We start from the raw sequence: 24,530 nt of genomic DNA, 5'->3' as shown, positions 1-24,530 counted from the left end.
GAAAAAGTCCATTTATGAACAAATAGAAAAACATTTGAGCATAAAAGAAAAAGACTTGAGTTTCATTTTTCTAATATTGCACAATTAATCATTTAAAACTGCAATATGATGAACAGCAAGTTAACTATTACGTGTTTACTGATTTTTATGTTTGTGACAACAGGAAAAGTAATGTCTTCTTCGGATATTACTTTAACGGAATTTCCTGGGTTGCAACAACAAATGTTTGTATACCGTGATACGGTGAAGAATGTGGATGGACGTTTTCCGGGTTTCTCACCCTGGTTTATGATCTATCCGGATAAACCTTGTAACAAAGAACAGGCGGAGGCTCTGATCCGTGAGCTGGGTATAGATAAATATTTATCTGAATATTCGGCGACAGTGAGTGTTGTAAACCCCATCGGGAACAGCTATGATAATGCAAAGGACTTTGACGCTTATAAAGAACTATTGAATAAGTTACGTGTTTTCACGAACCTGAAGATCATAGGTATAGGCTCAGGGGCTACTTTTGTGAACAACACGATTGCCAATCATGCCGGAGCAGTTGCCGGAATAGTTTCTATCAATGGAAAATCTTTCGGTCTTAAATCCGTAGGAGCCTCTGTTCCCGCATTTATTGCCGGAGCTAATAGTAAACATGTGGCTTCTTCTTATATAAAACGAAATGAGGCAGTGATGCAAAGTAAGTCGGGTGAACTTGCTTTTTATGCAAACGAGCAGGAACCTTTGTTACAAGTTGTAGTGAGTACAGACAAGCAGAAATCATTGAAAGAAACGTTTGATGATGCCTGGACACATCTACTTAGTAAGAATTATCGCTTCAATAACTACAAGCATACCTGGTACACCGGAACCAGCTTTGATCAATATGGTCCGTATCAGTTAGAACCTTATATTATGCCTGATGAATGGAATGTAAGCCGACTGGCTGTTGAGAAAGATCTGCTTGGAACCGGTACTTTTTTGTGGTATGAATTTCATCCGCAAGCCATACAGAATGCTCCAAAGGCCAGTGTCCCTCTTCTACTTTTATTGCATGGCAATAACAACGATCCCCGTACACAGGCAGAAACGTCGGGTTTTATAGAAGTCTGCGCCAAAGAGAATTTTATGGTTGCCGAATTGGAATGGCAAGGCAATGGATATGCACCTATGGGGTTGGATGGCATAGAACTGGTCGTTTATCATTTATTGGAAACTTATCCGCAGCTTGATCCTTCCCGTGTTTATGCAGAGGGGCTTTCGGCAGGATCAGCAACAGCAACAGCACTTGGAATCCGTAAATCGCATTTGTTTGCTGCCGTGGGAGGACATTCGGCCGGTTTGATCCCAAATCGTTATGCCTTCGGTTATAGTCTGGAAGCGCTGTTGAATGAAGCTACCCAAAAGCGTTCCTATGTAGAGATGCCCTACTTCTCCATTACCGGCACAGACGACGAAACGGTTCCGTTCCCCAATCAGGAGAACTGGCAGGAAAATACGTTCTTCCATGCATGGAAAACATACCAGACGATGAATGGAATGGCTGTTACCGACCAATTGGATTTCAACAAGTATGATCTCTTTGGGCTGGAATTGAAAGACCGTCAAACCCTGCATACAAACAAGAATATTTCAATGGAAACCGGCTCCCTATATAAAGGCAATGTGCCATTAATCAAACTCGTTGCTGTAATGGATTATGGGCATTGGAATTTCAAGCCTGCTGCACAGTTGATGTGGGATTATTTTAAGCTATTCGCACGTAATCCGGAGACAAAAGAACTGATTTATAAACCCTAAAAAAGAGGAAAACAATCTGGCAAAAGCTGCCCTTTTCACATCAATGATGTGCTTAAGGGCAGCTTTTAAACATTTAAACAACTATTTGAACATATAAGAAAGCAACTTTGAACAAACAGAAAAGTTTTCTGCACACCCTAAAAAGTCTCCCTTTGACATATAGAGTAACATTGTCGTGTTAAACTTTAAAAAATAATTATGCGAAACAAAGTAGTGAAAAGACTAACAACATTCGTATTGTTACTCTTTATGGGATTACCTCCCATACTGGCACAAGGATCTATGAGAATCTCCGGAAATATTGTCGACACCGCAGGTGAGGCTATGATCGGAGTAAGTGTATTTGAAAAAGGAACCACAAATGGTGTTATTACAGATTTGGACGGCAACTATGTTATATCTGTAAAAGAGGGTGCAACCATTGTCTATTCTTATATTGGTTATATCACCCAGGAAAAGAAAGCCACTGGCACAAGAATAGATATCGTTTTTGTGGAAGATACTCAAGCGTTAGACGAGGTGGTCGTCATTGGCTATGGTGTGCAAAGGAAAAGCGACCTGACCGGTGCGATCTCTTCCGTAAAAGCCGAAGATATCCAGAATCGTACGATTACACGAGTGGAAGAAGCCTTGCAAGGAAAAACCGCTGGTGTACAATTGATCTCCACTTCTTCACAACCCGGTTCTTCACCAACGATCCGTATACGTGGATTTTCTTCTAACGGAACATCTGACCCTCTCTATGTGATTGACGGTCTGATCGCTTCGGATATGAGTTCTGTCGACCCAAATAACATTCAAAGTATGGAGGTATTGAAAGATGCTGCTTCAGCAGCGATCTACGGTGCGCAGGCGGGTAATGGTGTAGTGCTGATCACCACAAAAAGCGGAAGCAAAGGAACAAGCAGTATCTCATACGATGTCCAGCATGCGATAAATAGTTTGTCGCGACGCCCTAAACTACTCAACTCACAGGAAGCATTAGGACAAGGAAAAGAACGGGATGCTACCTTTACAGACACAAATATTCAGGAGTTGATTGACAACGGCACATGGGATGGAGTATCGAGCACCGATTGGTACGACGTGGCATTCAGTACATCTCCTACCACCCGGCATACCGTCAATATGCAGGGAGCTAATGACAAAGGATCTTTTTATCTTTCACTCAGTAATCTGTCAGACAATGGTATCATTCGTGAAAACAAAGATGTATACGACCGCTTGTCGGTGATGGTAAACGCAGACTACAACATCAAATCCTGGATGAAGGTGGGTGTAAACGCTAATTATGCCAAATATACAAGCAAGATGATCTCAGACGGAAGTGGTAATTCCTCTTATGTGAGTATGATCTCTACCGTAATGACAATGCCGGCCTATTACGCAGACACCTATGCCCCTGATGCACTTCCTTTACCAATGCAAGCGCTTCTGGCGAACGGGTTTAAACTCCTCACGAATGATAATGGTGATTATTACAGTACGTTAGGAAGTATGGAACAAATTCATCCTATGGTAGCCATTCGTAGAAATGACCGAAAAGACTACGGCAATACGTTAATGGGAACGTTATATGCCAATTTTACTCCGTTTAAAGGATTTGTCTTTACGTCAAGACTGGGTTTCAGAGAGGCAAATGCAAACACTTATTCTTATTCGCACTTATTTTATGGATCAGCTTCTGTGTCGAACAAAGATAAGAACGGAGCGACTCGTACCAATACGTCAACCTCTTATTATCAGTGGGAAAATTTTGCGAATTATAATACTACGTTACTGGATAAGCATAACTTAGCTGCTATCCTGGGTATGTCGTATAGCCAGACTCGGCTGACGTATCTGTCCGCAGCTGTTGATAAAACAGCGATGGATAACCCTCTTTATGCCGATGTTTCTTATCCGGCGGGTGACGCAGTCAAAACAACTGCGGGGTACCATAATATTTATCGTAAGCTGTCTTACTTCGGACGATTGAATTATGACTTTCAAAGCCGTTATATGGCGCAATTCTCGTTGCGCGCTGATGCTGCTGATACTTCTATTCTGCCGTCATCGAACCGATGGGGATATTTCCCCTCGGCATCCGCAGGCTGGACGATTTCTAATGAAGATTTCTTTACAGATAATAATCGGACACCTATTAGCTTTGCTAAATTACGGATAAGCTGGGGACAAAACGGAAGCACCAGTAACCTAAGTGGTTATAAATATTCTAACGCATTAACTACTTCGGCAACAGGCTATTCATTCACCAATAGCAATATAGGCTACACCACATCGGCAAAACCTTCGCAGTTATACAATCCTAACCTGAAATGGGAAACTTCCGAACAATTGAATATAGGACTGGATATGCGTGCTTTAAACGATCGGTTTGGTTTCAGCATGGATTGGTATAAGAAAAAGACAAAAGACTTGATCGTATCCAATATTGTCATTCCGTTCGAAGCAGGGAACACCTCCGCTCCAATGAATGCGGGTCATGTTGAGAATAAAGGTTTTGAATTTGAAACAAGTTGGAAAGATAAAATAGGCGACTTTGAATACTCTGTGGCAGCCAACGTGGCTACTCTGAAAAACAAGGTAACCTATCTGGATCCTAATGTGAGTGGCGGACGTATCGACGGTTCATCCACACAGGCATCCAATGGATCGTTCTCTGCATTTGAAGTAGGTCACCCAGTATGGTATTTTAGAGGCTATAAGGTAGATCACCTGGATGATAACGGTGCTCCGGTATTCAAAGATCATACGGGAGACGGTACGATCGATGCCAGTGACAAAGTGCAAATCGGTAAACCGATGGCTGATTATACTTTCGGCATAACATTGACCGCGAACTACAAAAACTTCGATTTCCTGGTCTTTGGTAGCGGTTCGGTAGGTAACGATGTATTTATGTCTTATAGCTATAATTCCATCTCTTATTCTTTGAAAGAAATGTATGACAAACGTTGGACAGCCGATGGAAGTACAGTTCGGAAGTATGCGAAACCCAGCCTGTTGAACGCAGATAAATATAGTCTGTCTGATGCTTATGTATTCGACGGATCTTATTTCCGCATCAAACAAATCCAGTTGGGATATACTGTTCCGAAATCATTGACCCGAAAAATATTAATAGACAACTTAAGAGTGTACACGTCCTTGGATAACTTCTTCCTATTTACCAGTTATCCGGGCCTTGATCCTGAAGTATCAGCCTCTTCTACCAGTGGTATGGGTGTTGACTACGGAAACTATCCCATGACAAAGAAAGTTGTATTTGGTTTATCGGTAACATTCTAATTAAAAACGAAAAGAGATGAAAATGAAACATATTATATTCTCCGGATTTATTGCGTGTGCATTTATCTTTCAGTCATGCGATGTAGATCTATTAGATATCGCCCAGCAAGGAGTACAAGACGAAAACAGCTACTATCAGACGGACGAGCATAGTGAAAGTGCTTTAGCTGCCGTATACAATTCATGGCGAGGAGCTTTTTCAGGGGCAAGCAGTGGTGCAAACCATTATGCCAACGGTTTTTACATGAAGAATTTCTTGGCAGACGACTTTCATACGGGTGGGATACGTTCTGACCAGATTTCCGCACAAGAAATTTATGAAAGTGCTACTACTGCAACTAACGGATGGGTAGAAAATTATTATAAGAAATTGTATGAGACGATTTATTTGTGCAATTTAGTTATTGAAAAGTTTACACCCGAAAGCCCGATTAAAGCCCGAAATATAGCCGAAGCTAAATTCTACAGGGCGCTTTGCCATTTTGAACTGACAACATTGTGGGGCACTCCGCCTCTGGTGGATAAAATACTAAAAACAAGTGAGGAGTTTCAGGTACCGAATGCGACACAAGAAGCATTATGGAGTTTTATCGAGACCGAACTTAATGACGCGATTAATTCCGGGAACCTTACCACAAAAGCATCAATCAATGATATTGATGGTGCCACACGGGTTACTATTGAAGCGGCACGAACGCTATTGGGTAAAGTTTATCTTTTCCAAAGTAAATATTCGAATGCTAAAACCGAATTAGAGAAAGTGATTCATTCCGGAAAATACGGTTTGGTTGATGACATCAGCGGTTTTTACCATCCGGTATGCAATGGGAGTAAAGAGTATGTATTGGAATGTGTCCGGCATTATGATCCGTCTAACATGTATGCCCAGGGCGGTTGGATGGGTATTTTAGCGAATTGGGGTTTTGGTTATGGTTTCATTGCCGGAGCTGAATCCTCTCAATATTACCAGTTTAATACAACAAGTGGATATGGATATTTTAATCCGAGCAAATCGCTATATGATGCTTATGTTGCCGAAGAGGGGGTAAATGGATATCGCCTCACCAGCTGGATCAAAACCTGGGATCAGTTAGTTGCAATGAATATTGCAGTAAATGCTACAACTAACAAATATGGAAGTGAAGGCTACTTCCGGTTGAAATGGCTGGCGGGTTTAGAGGATGAAAATGTTGCATATTGGTGTGGTAACCAAAGCAATACTCCGGTTATCCGTTATGCCGATGTGTTGTTGATGGCAGCAGAAGCTTGTGTTCAATCAGGCGATCAGTCCAATGCGGATACGTATGTAAACTTAGTACGCAACAGAGCTAAACTATCATCTAAATCGAATGTGACATTAGAGGATATAAAACTGGAACGTCGCTTAGAACTGGCAATGGAAGGTATACGCTTTCAGGACCTGAAACGTTGGGGCGATGCGCCTATCGTATTGGCGGATAAGGGTAAAAAATTACCTACTTTCAGGATTATCCCTGACCCGAATAACGATTTAACCACCGCGCAGGGTATTTATAACGCCCAATATACGACAAGTCTGTCATATACCGATAATGAAAGGTCTATGGCAGGTTGGACACCGAACCGAGATGAATATCTTCCGTTCCCGGAAACAGAATTGCAAGTAAACAGTAATTTGGTGCAAAATCCCGGATATAATTAAATAAACAATAGAATGAAACGACATATATATATATGGCTATTCCTGTTACCTTTTGTCAACACGATAGCCCAGGAGGTCTTTAAAAATAACCAGGTCACTGTCTCTGTACTCAAGGAAAATGTTTTGGTATTTGAAACATTCGATAACACTACCATGTATCTGATCGAGGGCGAGCAACAAGCTGCCCTGATCGATATGGGTACAAAATGTGATGGATTGGATCAAATCGTAAAGCAACTATGTAGTAAACCACTTATCGTTATCGGTACGCATGCTCATCCTGATCATATCGGTTGTATCGATCAGTTTGATAAAGTCTGGTTACACAAAGACGACAGTGCGTTGATCGAACAATTTGCCAAAAACTATAAAGGAGAAATCCTTTATGTGGAAGAGGGTCAGATCTTTGACCTAGGTGGGCGTAAACTGGAAATTGATCTGATGTCGGGCCATACACCGGGTTCCATTGTCATCTTGGATAAGGAAAATGGTGATTGTTATTCCGGTGATGCTTTCGGATCGGGACAGGTTTGGTTACAAACGATTCCGCATACTCCTATAAAGGTTTATTATGAATCTTGTGTGCGTATGGAAAAGATTATGAATGATACGGGTATCTCCCGAATCTATTGCGGTCATTATCCATACCTCAAGAAAGCACTTGATCTGCAATACCTCATCGAATCAAAAGATCTGGCTAAACGCATATCCGATGGAGAAGACGTAAACGCCGTGCATTATCCCTATACTCCTGATAAGGAAAACAAGAACATTGTAATCGCACAGAATGGTTTTGCAATGATCGTTTATGACTCGGAAAATATAAATTAACGTAAGTTCAATACATAATAAAATACCGATATCTTGTCAATAAGGTATCGGTATTTTATTGGGAAAATACTCCAAGGCAGCCTTTTGGCTAAACCAAATTAAAGGTGTTACGCATGATACTCGCTTGGTGATACGCCAAATTGCTTTTTGAAGCTCGAAGAGAAGTGAGGGAGTGTACTAAATCCGGTCATATCGGCTATTTCTGAAACATTATGTTTACCTTCCTTCAGTAACTCTGCTGCACGGTTGAGTTTATAGGTCTTGAAAAAGATGTTCGGGTTTTCTCCCGTTAGTCCCTTCACCTTATAATAGAATTTGGTGCGTGATATTTTCATCACCTCGGTCATGCGGGTGATATTAAGTTCCGGGTTAGATAATTCGTTTTCCATCAGGCCATAGAGCTCTTTCATGAAAACATTGTCTTGCGGCGAAAGTACATTTTCTTCTATTTTCTCGGTTTTGGTAGTTTTCCCCAACAAGTTCTGTATCTTTTCCCGGTTTTTGAGTTGCGACTTTATAAGTGCCAGTAGATAAGTCGGATCAAACGGTTTGGTGACATAGGCATCGGCTCCTGTATCGAGTCCTTCCACCTGGCTTTCTACTGTTATCTTGGCCGTTACCAAAATAACAGGGATATGGCTGAGCTGGATATCCTCTTTAATCATACGACAGAGCTGATAACCTCCAAGACCGGGCATAACTACATCACTCAACACAATGTCTGCCGCTTCTTCTTTTAGGGTTTTGTAAGCGCTTTCGGCATCGAAGCGACAGATCACTTTATAATAGGGTGAAAGTAATGTTTTCAGATAATGAACAACTTCCGTATCATCGTCTACAACAAGTACGCTATATTGTTTAGCTTTGGCATCCTTTGTTTCGTGCTTGGATGACAATAGTACTTCGGTTTGGATCGGATAAACTTCTTCTTGTGTCTCCTTATCCGTCAGATGCTCTTGTTTAGGATATAAGGCATCGTTTGTCGGAAGAATATAAGTAAAAATAGCACCACCCTCTTCGTTGTTTGCTGCTTTGATGTAACCATGATGCAGGTTCACCAAGCAACGGGTATAGTATAATCCGATCCCTGTTCCCCAGTTATAAGACCCTTTCAACTGTTCATTGAGTTGGTAATACCGCTCAAAAATCTTTTCCAGCTTATCCTCCGGGATACCGCATCCTGAATCGGAGACAGATATTTTAATGTATTCCGAATGCAAATCCTGATCAGTCATGGCGAATAGCTTCGATGCTTCAGTATGACAAATAACATCAAATTGGATCGTTATCTTTCCTCCTTTTTCGGTAAACTTTAATGCGTTTGATATGAGATTTGTGTTGATTTTGTCCAACTTATCTGTGTCGAGCCAGGTGACGAATGAATCTTCCAATCCATAGGCTTTCAATTCTATACCTTTATTATTGCAACTTATATGGAAAACCTCAATCAATCGGTTTAATTCCGAAATAACATCTGTTCGTTTGACAGCAAGCCGCAAAGTGTCATTTTCCAGTTTATTGAAGTCCATCAATTGATTCACGAGTTTCAACATTCGGTTTACGCTGCGTTGGACGATGAAAAGTAACTGTTTGTTATCTCCTGTAATATCTGATGTATTACAGAGTTGGGTGACTGGTCCAGAGATCATGGTTAATGGTGTACGGAACTCATGCGATACGTTAGCGAAGAAACTCATGTTCATTTGATTAAGTCGTTTTTCCTGTTCTTTCTCCAATTCACTTTGGGCGATGCGTAGTTTACTCAATCGGTTTCGATTGTATAATCGTAATATAATGTAACAAATAGCCAGGATAATAAGTATGTACAATGTATATGCCCATCCCGTAGCCCACGGTGCCGATTGGACAACAATAGAGATGGAGTTTTCCGTTTCAAGAATAGATTCGTCATTGTTTGTAATTCGCACCTTGAACGTATATTTTCCTGCCGGAAGATTAGAGTAATAGGCCTCACGATTGTTGCGCGTATCTATCCAGAATTTATCATAACCCTCCATGATATAGTGATAATGAATCCGTTCGAATTCAGAATAATCAAGTGCTGAGAACGAAACAGTAAAACTATTTTCGTTGTGGTTTAAGCGGATAATAGGGGCATAGTTTAAATGTTTATCAATACACTCGCTGCGAAACGGACGGATCAGTTGATTATGTATCTTTAAATCCTCAAATAATAAAGGAACACTACGCTTTGATGTTACATCTATCGGATTAAAGAAAGTCAGTCCATGCGTTCCTCCAAACAATAACATCCCGTTGTCCAGCCGGCACACTGAATGCTCGTTGAATTGATTTCCTCCTATCCCATCAGCACTGTAATAGTTCGTGAATTTGTTTAAGGTCCGGTCGTACTTGCTTAGACCATACAAGGTACTTATCCAGATATTTTCTTGTGTATCTTCAATAATAGATGAAATATCCGTGCAGGCAGATCCTAAGATACATTCGGTGGTATTGGTATTGCGTGAATGATGGAGGATCTCGTTGGCAATGGTACCAATCCAGATATCGCCTTTTGAATCTTCATATAGACAGGTTGGGATAAACGTCGGCCGGTTTTGAAGATAAGGGTAAACGTCGAATGCCTCGGTGATATTCCAGGTATCCGGATCAATGAACTGTGGATTGTACGGATAAGAAGCCACCAGGATTTCGCCGGTCGAAAGAGTCGTTATGGCATTGATAAAGGAATAGACAGCGGAAAAAGGGTGCAATTGCAGTTCTTCGAACGTATCACTTCCCTGGCGTAATCCATAAATACAACGATTGCGTGTACCTGCCCAAATTGTTCCATTTCTATCTTCTGTCATTTCAGCTACATCTGTCGGCATCCAGTGTACCTCTTTCTGGTAGAGTGTCCGTGTGGATTTGTCGTAGTGGCAGCGAATGAGTTTGGCTTGGGCGATCAGCCATATATCATTGTTGCTGTCGATAAATACCGATGACAGGTTATTTCTAAGCACATCTTTTTCCGGAAAGAATTGCCGCGTTTCTATCGCATGGATACTTTCCGCCAGCGTATCATAAACATATATCCCGTCTCTAGAGGTGGTCATCCACAAGTTATTTTCTTTATCTTTTTGTATCGAGGTAATGGAACGGTACTGTGTATGTGTAGATAAATAGTAACTATTATTGAAACGTTCCTTTGCATTGTGCTGAACCGTAAAGCCTTGGTCGAATCCGCCAATCCAAAGATTCTTCTGTGAATCGGTAAACATCGTGGTGATTTTAGCATTCGGTGTATTCAACGGCAGGCCGAAGTCATCCTGATGAACGGCTTTGTCGTTTTGCATGTCGTAAACAAACATTCCTTCATTCGTATTGATAAAGAGCACGTCGGAGGATGCCTGATGGATATACTGAATAAGCGCGCCTGAAAGTTTGGGGTGCCGGCGGATACCGTCAGGATTCTCTATGTATTTGCCCGAACGTGTATCTAATATAGATAAGGTATTGAGCGATGCCAACCATAATTCATCGTTGTCTCTCATAAAAGCGTAGTGCGTATATTGATCGGAACGATCGTAGCTTGCCTTCAATGTCAGTGTTGTCGAGTTATAGCAAAATAGAGTAGAGGAAGTGACTATCCATAAATTGTTTTCACTGTCGATGAAGCAGTTCAGGATAAACAAATTCTTATCCGGCAGATCGGGAGTTGCTGATACGAATTTATTCTCCTCCGGCAGGTACACTCCCATTTCCATACCAAAGCTTACAAATATCCGCCCCTCATGGCTCTCCAGTATCTGATAAGCATACTCCCTACTGACTTCGGATTTGATACGTTCAAAGCTATCCTGGAGGGTATAACGGCATACGCCATATACTGTACAAATCCACAACTGCCCTTTTGAGTCGCTAAGCAAACCTCGTATCTGATTATCACTCAAGCTTGTTGAGTCTGAACTGTTGAAATACTGATGAAACTCATATCCATTATATTTGTTAAGTCCCCGGAACGTTCCAATCCAGATATTTCCGAAACGATCCTCGGCAAATGAAGTGATTTGCTGATTGGAAATGGTTGTGGCAATCCGGTGGTCAATATCAGCAACTATTTCTCTGTTATCAGTCTGAATACAGGAAACAGAAAGAAAAAAACTGCATAGACAAAGAATGAGCGCTCTGTGGGTTATCATGGTGCACCTCTGTTTATTTTATGTTCTTGCTTATGTGTCAGGCATACAAATCTATGTATTAAAATCTACTCTGCATAGCTTCAAGACCTTTTGAAAAGGTATTTTTAGGCAGATTTGAATAAATAGACAAACCTTTGAACAAATAGAAAACCTTGTTTAAACAAAAGAATGAGTTATTTGCATGGTTTAAGAAGATCTTGTTTCATCTTTATTTGTAATATTGCAATACCGAGCCAAGATCGAAAGTAGAATATAGAATACTCATTTATAATTTAATTCATATAAAATCATGAAGAAGATATCAATTTTAGCTGTAGTGCTTCTGATAAGTGTAACAAGCTTTGCACAACAAGCTTTGTGGGGAGGATCTCAAATCATTTCTCCTGAAATTCACGAGAACAACACTGTAACGTTCCGACTGAGGGCGCCTAAAGCGGTGAAAGTAGAGGTGACGGGTGACTTCCTGCCAACTCAGAAAATAGACACACCGTATGGTGAATTCGATATGCCGGGAATTGCCGAATTAAAAGAAAACAAAGAGGGTATTTGGGAATATACCACTCCCGAAGCGCTGGCTTCTGAATTGTATAGCTATACATTTATTGTCGACGGTTTGCGCATGAACGATCCAAGCAATATCAAGATGATCCGCGATGTGGCTTCGATAACAAGTGTGTTTATCATCAGCGGAGACAAAGGGGATTTGTATAGTGTAAACGATGTGCCGCACGGGAGTGTTACCCGCCGCTGGTATAATAGTCCGACACTGAAAGAGAACCGCCGCATCACGATTTATACTCCACCCGGATATGAAAATAACAAGCAAAGCTACCCGGTGTTCTATTTACTCCACGGCTCAGGGGGTGATGAAGAAGCCTGGATCGCTTTGGGACGTACGGCTCAGATCATGGATAACCTGATTGCCCAGGGAAAAGCCAAACCCATGATCGTGGTGATGACAAACGGTCATACACAGAATAATGCTTCACCGGACGAAACGAATCGCGCATATATACCGGCCATGGGTGGCGGACCAAGAGAAGCGGTTGCCAGTATGGAAGATAGCTTCGGCGACGTGATGAAGTTTATTGAAACTAATTACCGGGTGAAAACAGGAAAAAATAATCGCGCGATAGCCGGTTTGTCAATGGGTGGTATGCACTCGTCTGCCATTTCAGCCCAATATGCAAATACATTCGATTATATCGGTGTGTTCTCCGCCCCTCCTATTGCTGCGATGATGGGAGCCAGTTATCCTGCCGCAGAAGTACAAGACGCATTTGTAAAGAAACTGGAAACACAGAAGAAGAATGGGTATAAATTGTACTGGATAGCTTGCGGTTCTACCGACTTCTTATACAAAGGCGTAATCGAAAGCATGAAGAAAATGGATGAAATAGGTTTCAAATATACCTATCACGAAAGTGGTGGTGGTCATACCTGGGACAATTGGCGAATCTATCTGTCACAGTTTGCTCCGATGTTGTTCAATTAGGCAATAATCATGAAGAAAATTTTATTTGTAACAATACATATGATGAAAAGAAACATAATCCTTTTTTTTCTATTGACAGGAATTGTGCTTATTTCGTGCGCACAACAGCAGAGTGTAAAACCGGCCATTCCCAAAGATGAAAAAATCGAGCAACAAGTAGAAGCACTACTCAAGAAAATGACTCTTGAAGAGAAGATAGGGCAGATGACCGAGCTGGCTATTGACGCCATCACTCTGCGTACCAATCCTTTCGCAGGGATCGATATGCAGAACTTCAAGGTGGAAGACCTGAAAGCTATCCTTGCCAAATACGGTTTGGAAGATCAGTTTAAACTTACAGATGAAATGCCCGGACAAGAAACATTTATGGGCATCTATATGGCTATTCAGGGCATAGAAAGCAAAAAAGGTTTTCAGATTGATGAAGTGTTGCTTGACTCGGTCATTAGCAAATACAAGGTAGGCTCTATTCTCAATGTCCCTGCCGGTATTGCACAGACTCCTCAGGAGTGGGAACGTATCATTAAGATCATCCAGGATAAGTCGATGAAAGAGATTGGAATACCCTGTATTTATGGGGTAGACCAAATCCACGGAACCACCTATACAATGGGAGGAACCTTTTTCCCGCAAGGAGTTAATATGGCGGCTTCGTTCAACCGTGCCTTAGTACGTGAAGGAGCCCGTATCTCGGCTTATGAGACAAAGGCAGGAAGTATCCCCTGGACATACGCACCTGTAGTCGATCTTGGCCGTGATCCCCGTTGGCCTCGTCAGTGGGAAGGCTATGGCGAAGACACCTATCTGAATACGGTTATGGGACGTGAAGCCGTGTTAGGCTTCCAGGGAGAAGACCCGAATCATATCGGTCCTCATAGCGTAGCTGTTAGCATGAAACACTATATGGGTTATGGCGTTCCTGTATCAGGTAAAGATCGTACCCCTTCTTCTATCTCCGTTCAGGATATGCGGGAGAAACATTTCGCTCCGCATCTTGAAGCCATTCGAGCAGGGGCACTTACTGTAATGGTTAATTCGGCGACAAACAATGGGCTCCCTTTCCATGCAAACTACGAATTACTTACCGAATGGTTGAAAGAAGACCTAAACTGGGATGGACTGATTGTTACCGACTGGGCGGATATCAATAATCTTTATACGCGTGATAAGGTGGCTTCAAGCAAGAAAGAAGCTATCAAGATGGCAATCAACGCAGGGATTGATATGTCGATGGTTCCATACGAATGGACTTTCTGCACGCTTTTAAAGGAGTTAGTTGAAGAAGGGGAAGTAAAGATGAGCCGTATCGACGATGCCGTACGTCGTGTGTTACGCTTGAAATACCGCTTAGGGCTATTCGATACTCCGGCATATAATCATGCCGACTTCCCTTTATTTGGGAGTGATGAACATGCAAAGGTTGCTCTTGGTGCTGCTGAAGAAGGTATCGTATTGTTGAAAAACACTAACAATATCCTCCCGCTTCCACAAGGAAAGAAGTTCTTGCTTACAGGACCAAATGCCAACTCCATGCGCACGCTCAACGGAGGATGGTCATACTCCTGGCAGGGCGACAAAGCAGACGAATGCGCGGCAGACCATAATACGATCCTTGAAGCTTTCCAGAATAAATTTGGAGCGAACAACATTATTCACGAAGCAGGGGTTACCTATAAGCAAGAGGGTAGCTGGTGGGAAGAAAACGCGCCTCAAATAGAAAAGGCTGTCGCGGCAGCAAGGGGAGTTGACTATATTATCGCCTGTATCGGAGAAAACTCCTATTGCGAAACTCCGGGAAATCTGAATAATCTGACCCTTTCGTCCAACCAACTGAACCTAGTCAAAGCCTTGGCCACTACCGGAAAGCCGATTGTACTGATCCTCAATCAAGGCCGTCCGCGTATCATCAATGAGATCGAACCCTTAGCAAAAGCAGTAGTAAACATCATGCTCCCGGGAAATTATGGTGGGGATGCTTTAGCCAACCTGCTTGCCGGAGATACTAACTTCAGCGGAAAAATGCCTTTTACCTATCCGAAGGAAATTAATTCGCTTGTTACTTACGACCACAAACCAAGTGAGCATATTGGAAGGCAAATGGAAGGTGCTTACAATTATGACGCAGTTGTGAACGTGCAATGGGCATTCGGTTACGGACTGAGTTATACCACTTTTGCTTACAGTAACCTGAAGGTAGATAAAGCAAGCTTTACCGCTGATGATGAATTAACCTTCACTGTTGATGTGAAAAACACCGGTAACCTCATCGGAAAAGAGAGTATCTTGTTATTCAGTAGTGACCTTGTTGCTTCTCTAACCCCCGATGTTCGTCGTCTTCGTGCTTTTGAGAAGGTAGAGTTGAAACCAAATGAAACAAAGAGCATTGCGTTAAAAGTGAAAGGCTCCGATCTCGCTTTTGTTGGCTATGATGGTAAATGGATTTTAGAAAAAGGTGATTTCCGTTTTCAAACAGGTGACCAAATTGTAAATGTTACTTGTACGACTACAAAAAAATGGGAAACACCCAATAAATAAAAGATTAATGAGCGAGTGAAAATAGGTCGTGAGCTATTTGAGTTGAGAGACTAGCAAATAGAAGAAGGTGCGATCACTATATCCAATATTTTCTATATATTTAGTTCCTCGTTCCTCATTTTAACATACAAAATGAGGAACGAGGAACCATTTTTAATAGAAAGTTTCAAAACAGGCCAAAAGTGATCGCATGATCGCAACCTATTTTCCAAATACCGCATGGATACAGGCTTTTGAAATTGCACTTACTTTTCTTTCCTAGTGTTTTTCCCCAAACAATTCCCTCTAAATGCCTTCTTTTGAGGCTTATTGAGAGTGCTATTGTTCCTCACTTTGTAAATTATTGTGGTTAATGTTGTGATTTATTTAGTATTTTGAGGGCCGATAACGATATGGTAATATGTCGGCAAGTATGAATCAACAAGAAGAAACACGTTTTAAACTATATTATGTAGCTTTTGTCTTTTATGCAATTGCTCCAATCTGTTTGTTGATATTTATTGTCGATATGCTTACTGTGGGAAAAACAGGAGTATATTTCTGGGCATTATCCCTTTTTAGTTGCTTTCCAAGCATGCTGACTGGATTTATACTGTCACTTATCGGATGGACTCTATCTTCAAAGCAAAAAAAGAAATTGAACATTTCAACAGGAAAGATTGCAACTTTACTAGGAGGAGCAGGAATATTTGCAGGACTCTTAGGATGGGGCTTGTTGTATGTAGTTGTTGGGTAATACTAAACGAAAAAATCCTTGAGAACCGTAGTTTTCAAGGATTTTTCAAGAAGTGCGGCTGAAGGCAGCAGAACCTGCTCTTTAACCGACTGAATATCTTTGTTTTGCAAATTCAGAAAACCCGTAGGGTTACGAATAAGTCACGATTTTAACACTCCGTTTTGCATCGCTTTGCTGAGTGGGTTGGTGAGACAAAGATAGAGAAATGGATTATATTATCACTTTATTGGAGTAATTATTGTCCTATATTTCTAACTTTCAAAATTTTCCTTATATTTCGGACTCACTTTTATTAAAATAATATGAATAAGATAGTTTTGATAGCCATATTATTACTAATGATTTCATGTACAAGCAATAAGTCAGAAAAAATAAAGAAGAATAGCATTCAAGATGTAGAATCTATAGCTATCTCAGAAGTAAGTAGGCTTGAAATAGATGGAATAGAATGTAAAATTGTAGAAGAGACGCGTAGTGCAATCCGTTTTTCTACATCAAAAAAACTATCCATTGAGCAAATAAAAAGAGTTCGAAATGAGTTATCGGTAAATGCATCTAAAAGGATTATTCAGCTTTGCCTACCACATTTTTCGCAAAGAGGTGAAGAATATGCTTCTATTGATGATTCTTACATTTTTTTATTTGATGAAAACAAAGCAATCGAACTAAAAACTGGGGACTCAATAGAGTTTTAGAATTAAAATAAGGCATCACTATTTTCTTTATAATTATGCATACATCTATACTATTAGTATAGTTCAGGGATTAAAAATAAACTCCCTCAGTTTTTCTATTCCTGCATCAAACTTCTCCGGATTATTTTCTTTCAGTTTCCGTATATTCTGTAACTTCCATTTAACCGAAGGATATTTACTCAAGTCTCCGGCAGAGCATTTATCCCATTCCGGCTCACCTTTTTCAAAGGATAAAAGAAACTCCTTATCCTCCTTTGTCCATCCATAATTGATCCTTTCAATCAACTCTTTACGGGTAGCCTCGTATTCCTCGTATGAGAATGGTATATCAGTCATTCCTTCAAATTGGTTCTTCAATGCATCCGTTTGATTAATAGCATTTGGCTGTAATGATTCTAAAATAGGCTTATCACTCCCTAAAAGACAGAAAATTAATCCATCTTTCACTTTCTCTAACGAATCAAGAGGCATGTATTTACAGTCGAATAAATCACGTGGATGCTGACGACTCAATGCGGCAGAGATCTTTCCTCCATACAATTGAGAAAATGAAACTATTCGAGCTTTACACCCCATATTAAATTCCGTTTGAGCTTTGGCGCAAAGGTCTTTATCTTCTGTCTCTCCAATAAGACCTCTTTTAGTCCCATTGACCTCAATCTTAACAGTAGCACCATCCTTTATACAGAGCAATTTCCAAACATCGGGTTTATGAGTAATCCGAATCCCCGGAATTGTTTTTTCAATCATTTGCTTTAGCTCAATAAGGTGAACATTAATTGCCTTTAGGCTTTCCTCTCGCCCTTTAATTGGGATATAGGTTATGTCTATATCAACAGAATAACGAGGCATATTTTTGTGGAACAAGTTAATAGCCGTACCTCCATGTACTGCAAAATCTTTTATCCTATAAACAGAAGGCATTATTCTTATCAGAAGTGCCACTTGCCTTTTGTATAATTCATTCATATTCGTATAGTTCTTTAGGTACGGTTATCTTGTACTTAGATATATAAGTTCCATTTTCAACTAACTGAAGCTTTGAGGTACCTAATTTTATCTTGTTCGTATCAAGCGAATCAAACCAATAATGACCCGCTTTTTCTGCCATATATAGAAACATTCGTTTTACCTTCAGATTATCTGTGTTCTCTAATAAGTCCTGCATTATATCAGGACGAAGTGTTGTTAGCTGCTCCATTATATAGTACAAATCCATATATGTATATTGCTTAGGAGCCAATAACAAGCACTCAAGAAAAGCTTGTTCAGGAACGGAAGTTGGCAAGTGAGGATAATCTAAATTGAAAGAGGTTCGTTGTGGCTTTAAGAATGTTTCTGTAGAGAAGAATTTCAAAGTACGATCAAATTCTTCACTCTTCATCCATAAAGGGATAGGTTCTTTAACTGAATGTGATACGACAAGCAAAGGTTTCCCCATCGGAACATAATGATTGAAACCCGAAAGTTCCAATGCAGAATGAGCTGCAATATGGCAATTCTTATTCAACTGCCCGTTATAGCTTTCTAAAACAGAAAAAGAGTTCAACTTATCTCCTGTGCGGTACATTACCCCTTTGGACAATGAGGATAACCAACCGGAATCTCTGTATTTCTTCACAAGCTGATCGGAATATCCGTTTTCCTTTAGCCATGAAGAGAAATACAGCCCTCCCGGATTGCTCTTTTGCAATAGCTGGTTGATTTTATTTCTTTTTTCTATACCCATGATATATATCTACAATCTAAACTCAACCACAAAGATAGTGCTTTTGGCTAAAAGTTAAGCCTCAAAGTTGAAATATTTATATAATTCTAAACTTATAGTTTGGTCTTGTGCTTGTTTGCCTAAACAAATCAGAATCAGACATACTTTTTAATCTGCATAGTTACTGGCATGGTTGGGTGCTTATTCCGTTTCGTTGTTATCTGCTTGAGATTTCAATTCTTTTGCTCTTCATGTAAGATTACTACGAGTTTTTCAGAAAAGGGTGAGCGGAAAAAGATAAAGAACAAAATAAAATGATGAGAACCATTCTCTCTAAAGAAAGAGCTACTCAGAAGGAAGGTAGTTCTGGGACAGAGAAAAAGTTTTATGCGCTTAGGAAAGTCGAAGTACGTACAAAAGAAGCAAAAATTCTTTGTTTTTTCTTCAGTATACACACGGCCAATGTAGTAAGAATAATACGAAAGATGGAAAGGAAGCCGATTAAAAATATAGCATAGTATACCTAAAAACTTGGCTTTTAAAAATTTAGTCAGGAAACCATAGATATGCCGAAAACTAAGAAAAATATCATGAAATGATCAAAAGAGGATATAGATGGTTACAAAATCAGAGAAATAAGAGGGGAAAATAGCCGAAATCATAAAAGTATTGCATGACTAAATTAAAATTCATGCGATTTTTAGGTATTTACTGAATAGCCTTATGACAATTGTATTTTGAATTCATTTGTACTGTCTGCCTGCTTGCCGATAACGTTTCGACGACTTGCTGTAGTACTGGGCACAGAAATGTTTGTACAGACAACTCACTTTCAAACTCTTAAAGCACTTTTCATGGGCTAACACCCTATATTACAGAAAATCGCTTTTTAGCTGTAGTGTTTTCACTTTTCACAGTAGTTAAACACCATCTCTATGTTATACTAAATCTGTAAAAATAGATTACTTTTTCATTGCAGTCCACTTACTACCTGAAGTAAGACCTTCATATCTGATAAAGTTGTCATTAACTTTGGTAATCGAAGCGATGTTACCATTTGAATATTTCACTTCAACAATGTTCCCTTCAATACTTGTAATATTGCCTATCAACCCATTGTTCCATACTATTTGACCAGTATCAGAAGTTCCAAAAACCAATTTGCCAGTTTCTGTTTCAAACCAATTTCCGAGTAACCAAAGTGGTGTTGAAGTGCTGGTACTGGTGTTATTTGGATAACCAATAACTTGCCCAGTTGCAACATACTCTACAGACAAAACAGCCGTGTATCCGTCCATCCATGTTTCAGAACTTTGTCTTGCAACATTAATGTTTATTACATCAGTCGCATTAGGAAATTTTTTTGTTGCTTCTTGAATTAGTGCGGCTTTTGCATTGGTCTGAACATTTTCGCCTGTAATACTTTGACTGACATTCCTTGTAGTTACATTAAATGTTGCTGAAGCTGAACCAATAACTTTAGTTTGTCCGTAGATATTCCCATTACAAACTGTCATGATAAAAATAGCACTAACGATGTGTATAAATATATTCTTTTTCATTATTTGTCCCTAATTTGTGTCGGGCACAACTTTAAATCATCAATAGATATAGCATCTATTCCAAAAATCAACTGTTCCACTAATAGAATCTTGCTACTTTGAAACATGGTGAGTCTATTGGTGGAATAACAAAAACACTTCACAGACGCTAGCTATTTCGGATATTCTATTGTAAAATTTCATCTCTATTTATTGTTATCGTAACTTCGATTAGATTAATGAGCATTCATCGGTTTCTAAACTTAAAATAATAACTCAGCCATAATAAGAATGTTACAATATAGGTTATGATATCAAAAATATCATAAGTCCCACTAATTATATCATGCAATTGCATTATCTCAAGAATAAAAGGAAGTATTATTGCTACATAAAAAATTATCTTGCCAACGATTCCTGTTTTATAAAAAGCAAATTGAATTATTAGTAATGCTAAATACCACAAAAAATCTGGAAAACAAAATAAAAAAAAATATATTAATGGATTTCCATCATAAAAAATGGAGATATTGATTTTTTTTAAAAATACGCTATCCCCAAGATAGGTAAAGAGTAAGATGTCTTGCCTGCAAGTAAGATAGATAAGGCAACCTATCAAAAAAAGAATAATTGCAAATATAGGTTCATATCTTATTAATCGACTTGACTTACTCATTAGTTACTTATATTCTGCTTTTAATGTACAGGTTCTTTTCCTGTTCCATTACAGCGTTTACATGTATTCCACGTATCAAATAGGTAATACCCTTTACGCCCTTTACAAGTCTCACATGCCACTTCAGGAAATGGAGTTGGTTCTAACGTTGAAGGAGCAGAACTTGAAGGAGTAGGACTCGAAGGATAATTATTCCTAGAAGTCTGAGAGGTTGTTGCACAGCCTAAAGCAGCAACAATGAAGATCGCAAATGTTACAATCGGGAATATCGCTATAATTTTTTTTTTGCTTATCATAAAATAGTCACACCTGCTCCTTTTACAGGCTAAATTTAGAAATGTACATATAGAAAAAGCCATTGAAAAATCTTTTAGAAATAACCTTTACCGAAACATACTGCGCAGGTTTTTTTAATACTTTTTGGTAATGCTCCAGTTTCTTTATTCCCTGGAATTATTGTTTCCGTATAGCCTTTACCATTACAAGCAGAGCAAGAATTGGACGATGACGATGATCTTGAACTAGACGTTTGAGAAGTTGTTGCACAACCTAAAGCAGCAATAATAAAAATAAAAAGAGTGATAATAGGTAATAAAACCGCAAGTTTTTTATTAGCTTTTCTCATATCAAAACATTTTTTCATTTGTTTTTTATATTATAAGAGATTAGTTTTAATGAGTCATTACTTTCCATCATCAACCTTTCCAACTCCGTTACAAGAACGACATTGGCGTCTTTCTGAATCACTACCATTACAAGTACTACAATTCACTTGCACCGTTATATTCTTACTACCTGCGCCTAGACAACTTGGGCATCTTTGGTAATTCCCATTACTATTTTGAACTTCTCCTTTTCCACTACAAAGAGAGCAATTAACAGATTCCACCTTTTCTACTTTCCCATGATTACAATACGAACACGGATAAGTTAAAGGGTCAGTTCCACTACCATTGCATCTACCACAAGTTACTTGATAGGCATACACCATTGTTGCAATAGAAATTAAAATCACTGAAATTGCTAAGATTCTTTTCATTTTAATATTAGTTTTACGTCCGCTCCTTATGCAGACAAATTATATGTTACATATTTCTTAGTTTCGCTTTAATTCGCTTTGGTACTACTTCTTACTTAGAGGTGGTACGCTAACAACAATTTATATATAATACTGAATACGACGGTGTTTAGGAGTTATGATCAGCTTGTGGTAATTGTTTTTCGAACAATTTTACAAACAAAAGAGCAGAATTCAACAAGGTTATTTTAGATAACATTAAAAACCAGCAGCTTATCTATATCAAATTGTTTTCAGTAAGATTTTTTTAGAACATTCTTTTAAACATGCTGAAATACAGATATATTAAAGAAAACCACAAGAAGATTGTGTAATATATTAAAAATTTAACAGTTCTTATTTCTTTATTAGAAATACTTTTGTATCTTCGCACACGTATTAAAAATCAATGAGGTACCACCTCTAAGTAAGAGGTGGTATCTTTTTAGACAGTGTTTTATATTGCAATTATCTGAGCATTCGCATCGTCTATAAGAGATTGATCCAAAGAAGCTAAGTATATTCGGGTTGTCTTTTCATTTTCATGCCCCATTCCTTCACTTATAACTTGTACAGAAATTCCTTTGCGCAAGGCTATCGTTGCCCAAGAATGTCGAGAGACATATGAACTCAAAGGTTTTTCCAGATTTAGTAGTTCTGAAATTCGTTTGAGACGTTTGTTATAGGTTCGTAAATGACTGTTATAATCACGGTTTAGTGGGTTGTATATAGGTAGAATATAATCATCAAGAACAACCTCCTTATATCGCTCTATTATTTCTTCAATACATTTTTCTATTTTGATGGTCAAAACTTGTTTAGTTTTACTTCGGGAATAAATAAGATAGCCATTTTTTAGATTACTCTGTTTGAGATTAGCCATATCCACAAAGGACATACCTCGTGTATAAAAGCTAAACATAAAAAGGTCTCGTGCCAATTGCAAATGACTATATTCTGAAAAATCAATCCTAATTAACCTAGATATAATATCTTGATTTACGGCTCTCTTAGTTGTCTTCTCTATACCTGTGTAAACATCTTTAAAAGGATTCTTTGAGATTGTCAGACCTTTTTGCACCGCCTGATTGTAAATTCCTCTCAACGCTCGCATATAACACGAAATACTATTCAGTGAGACACCATTATTTTTTAGGTAAGTTTCATATCGTTGAATCAATACACTGTCAATTCTGTCGATTCTGATATCTTCTCCATACCGGAATCGGGAAAAACTTCTCCTTGCCGTTTCATATATTGATGCGGTTTTGGTTCGATTTTCAGACTTTAACTCCTTGATTTGATATTTTATGAAAGGAAAAAAGTAACCATTCAAAGAGTTATTAACATAGTATTCAAGCAACTCTTTAGTAGTATAGTCGCCTCGCCTTTCAAGTATGGAGATTAAATCATAAATCTGCTTGATTTCTGATTCTAATCCGTCTTTTATGTTTTGTAAATAAGATATCCTTTCGGAGTCTATGGTGTTTATTATTACTGTAGATGAACGATTATCCCACTCAAAAGACTGCAAACGAAACCTTGTTGTAATAAGCTTAGTACTACGATTATGAATTAATTGAATATAAAGTACTCCTTCCTTACGTTCAATAGTAGATTTTCTGAATTTAATTTTTACCGATGTCATATATTCTACTTATTTATTCAATTGTTTTTCTTTTAGCCTTCTCTAACTCTTTATGTGGTTTCAGTATGAGAGTCTCTTGTTTATAATTCTCATTTAATAAAAGTGCATAATCGTTCTGCTGTTTCATGCAAAAAAGAGTAAGGATAAACACCAACAATCCAAGTACAGCAATCACAAGAGAGGATTTTCTGACCTTGAAAAACTTGAAATTAAAGTGGTATCTATCCTGTTCTGATTTTGTTTCCTGTTGTTTTTTGGATTCTTGCTGTATGGCGTTTATACAAGCCAATACTCTATATATCCCTTCTGTATCTTTTTCTAACTGTTCAAGATGCCTGTGTATTGTTTTGAAATGAGAATCACAATGTGTTCCAAGCCCTTGAATATATTTTTTCAATTTCCCGATAATTTCATCTTTATTTCCCGATAATTCGGATTTTATATCAGTTAGTTCTTGTGTCGGAACAGGTACTTTTTGTTCTTTTAAATACCGATTTATTGTTCCTTCTATTTCTGATAGCTTTTCCCATAAAGCATCGTTTGATACTAATTTACTCATATTATTTTCTGTTTTTTATTGTTATTTTCTCGTTTTATCTTCTTATACCCCTACGATTTTCGGGCTTCTTTTTCTTTTTCAATGCTTGCTGACGCAAGTATTCCGCTTCATTCTCATCCTGATTGG

16 protein-coding genes are annotated in these 24,530 nt (G+C 38.9%); 8 read left to right on the top strand and 8 right to left on the bottom strand.

All coding sequences use genetic code 11. The features are described 5' to 3' along the window. The first annotated feature begins 105 nt into the window (after positions 1 to 105). The 4 genes from M2470_RS02015 (at position 106) to M2470_RS02000 (ending at position 7,591) form a co-directional block, all read left to right on the top strand. Entirely contained in the window at positions 106 to 1,788 is a 1,683-nt protein-coding gene (locus M2470_RS02015) for a PHB depolymerase family esterase (RefSeq protein ID WP_280743638.1), read from the top strand. A 198-nt stretch (positions 1,789 to 1,986) separates the two neighbouring features. Further along, entirely contained in the window at positions 1,987 to 5,079 is a 3,093-nt protein-coding gene (locus M2470_RS02010) for a TonB-dependent receptor (RefSeq protein WP_280743639.1), read from the top strand. 16 nt (positions 5,080 to 5,095) lie between these two features. Beyond that, positions 5,096 to 6,760, top strand: a complete 1,665-nt coding sequence (locus M2470_RS02005; RefSeq protein ID WP_280746459.1) for a RagB/SusD family nutrient uptake outer membrane protein — start codon at positions 5,096 to 5,098, stop codon at positions 6,758 to 6,760. 12 nt (positions 6,761 to 6,772) lie between these two features. Beyond that, positions 6,773 to 7,591, top strand: coding sequence for an MBL fold metallo-hydrolase (locus tag M2470_RS02000; protein WP_280743641.1), 819 nt, complete (start codon positions 6,773 to 6,775; stop codon positions 7,589 to 7,591). Positions 7,592 to 7,698: 107 nt separating this feature from the next. Here M2470_RS02000 and M2470_RS01995 read toward each other — a convergent pair whose 3' ends face one another. After that, positions 7,699 to 11,754: a hybrid sensor histidine kinase/response regulator transcription factor gene (locus tag M2470_RS01995; protein ID WP_280743642.1), complete on the bottom strand. Its 4,056-nt coding sequence runs from the start codon at positions 11,752 to 11,754 to the stop codon at positions 7,699 to 7,701. A 289-nt stretch (positions 11,755 to 12,043) separates the two neighbouring features. Here M2470_RS01995 and M2470_RS01990 point away from each other — a divergent pair, with 289 nt between their 5' ends. The 4 genes from M2470_RS01990 (at position 12,044) to M2470_RS01975 (ending at position 17,215) form a co-directional block, all read left to right on the top strand. Continuing rightward, positions 12,044 to 13,249, top strand: a complete 1,206-nt coding sequence (locus M2470_RS01990) for an esterase (RefSeq protein ID WP_280743643.1) — start codon at positions 12,044 to 12,046, stop codon at positions 13,247 to 13,249. Between the two features lie 42 nt (positions 13,250 to 13,291). Beyond that, positions 13,292 to 15,784, top strand: coding sequence for a glycoside hydrolase family 3 N-terminal domain-containing protein (locus tag M2470_RS01985; protein ID WP_280743668.1), 2,493 nt, complete (start codon positions 13,292 to 13,294; stop codon positions 15,782 to 15,784). Between the two features lie 412 nt (positions 15,785 to 16,196). Next, entirely contained in the window at positions 16,197 to 16,520 is a 324-nt protein-coding gene (locus M2470_RS01980; RefSeq protein WP_280743644.1) for a hypothetical protein, read from the top strand. 302 nt (positions 16,521 to 16,822) lie between these two features. Further along, positions 16,823 to 17,215 (top strand): hypothetical protein, encoded by a 393-nt coding sequence (locus M2470_RS01975; RefSeq protein ID WP_280743645.1) that lies wholly within the window; start codon positions 16,823 to 16,825, stop codon positions 17,213 to 17,215. 63 nt (positions 17,216 to 17,278) lie between these two features. Here the strand turns inward: M2470_RS01975 and M2470_RS01970 are convergent, their stop codons facing one another. The 7 genes from M2470_RS01970 to M2470_RS01940 form a co-directional block, all read right to left on the bottom strand. Continuing rightward, complete coding sequence (locus M2470_RS01970; protein ID WP_280743646.1) at positions 17,279 to 18,184, bottom strand: nucleotidyl transferase AbiEii/AbiGii toxin family protein; 906 nt, start codon at positions 18,182 to 18,184, stop codon at positions 17,279 to 17,281. Next, complete coding sequence (locus tag M2470_RS01965) at positions 18,177 to 18,944, bottom strand: type IV toxin-antitoxin system AbiEi family antitoxin (RefSeq protein ID WP_280743647.1); 768 nt, start codon at positions 18,942 to 18,944, stop codon at positions 18,177 to 18,179. Before M2470_RS01965 ends, M2470_RS01970 begins: the two co-directional genes overlap by 8 nt. Before the next feature lie 941 nt (positions 18,945 to 19,885). Continuing rightward, the gene (locus M2470_RS01960; RefSeq protein ID WP_280743648.1) at positions 19,886 to 20,485 is read right to left on the bottom strand and encodes a hypothetical protein; all 600 of its coding nucleotides are present in this window, start codon (positions 20,483 to 20,485) and stop codon (positions 19,886 to 19,888) included. Positions 20,486 to 21,510: 1,025 nt separating this feature from the next. Beyond that, a complete protein-coding gene (locus tag M2470_RS01955) occupies positions 21,511 to 21,765 on the bottom strand; it encodes a hypothetical protein (RefSeq protein ID WP_280743649.1) in 255 nt (84 codons plus the stop codon). A gap of 57 nt (positions 21,766 to 21,822) precedes the next feature. Continuing rightward, positions 21,823 to 22,179, bottom strand: a complete 357-nt coding sequence (locus tag M2470_RS01950) for a hypothetical protein (protein ID WP_280743650.1) — start codon at positions 22,177 to 22,179, stop codon at positions 21,823 to 21,825. Positions 22,180 to 22,654: 475 nt separating this feature from the next. Continuing rightward, a complete protein-coding gene (locus tag M2470_RS01945) occupies positions 22,655 to 23,845 on the bottom strand; it encodes a site-specific integrase (protein WP_280743651.1) in 1,191 nt (396 codons plus the stop codon). A gap of 13 nt (positions 23,846 to 23,858) precedes the next feature. After that, positions 23,859 to 24,404: a hypothetical protein gene (locus M2470_RS01940; RefSeq protein WP_280743652.1), complete on the bottom strand. Its 546-nt coding sequence runs from the start codon at positions 24,402 to 24,404 to the stop codon at positions 23,859 to 23,861. Positions 24,405 to 24,530: the final 126 nt, after the last annotated feature.

Source organism: Parabacteroides sp. PH5-46 (genome assembly GCF_029892785.1).
In the GTDB taxonomy this organism is placed as follows: Bacteria; Bacteroidota; Bacteroidia; order Bacteroidales; family Tannerellaceae; genus DFXE01.
The sequence above is the reverse complement of the archived record's forward strand: the minus strand, read 5'-3'. Positions and strand labels throughout refer to the sequence as shown.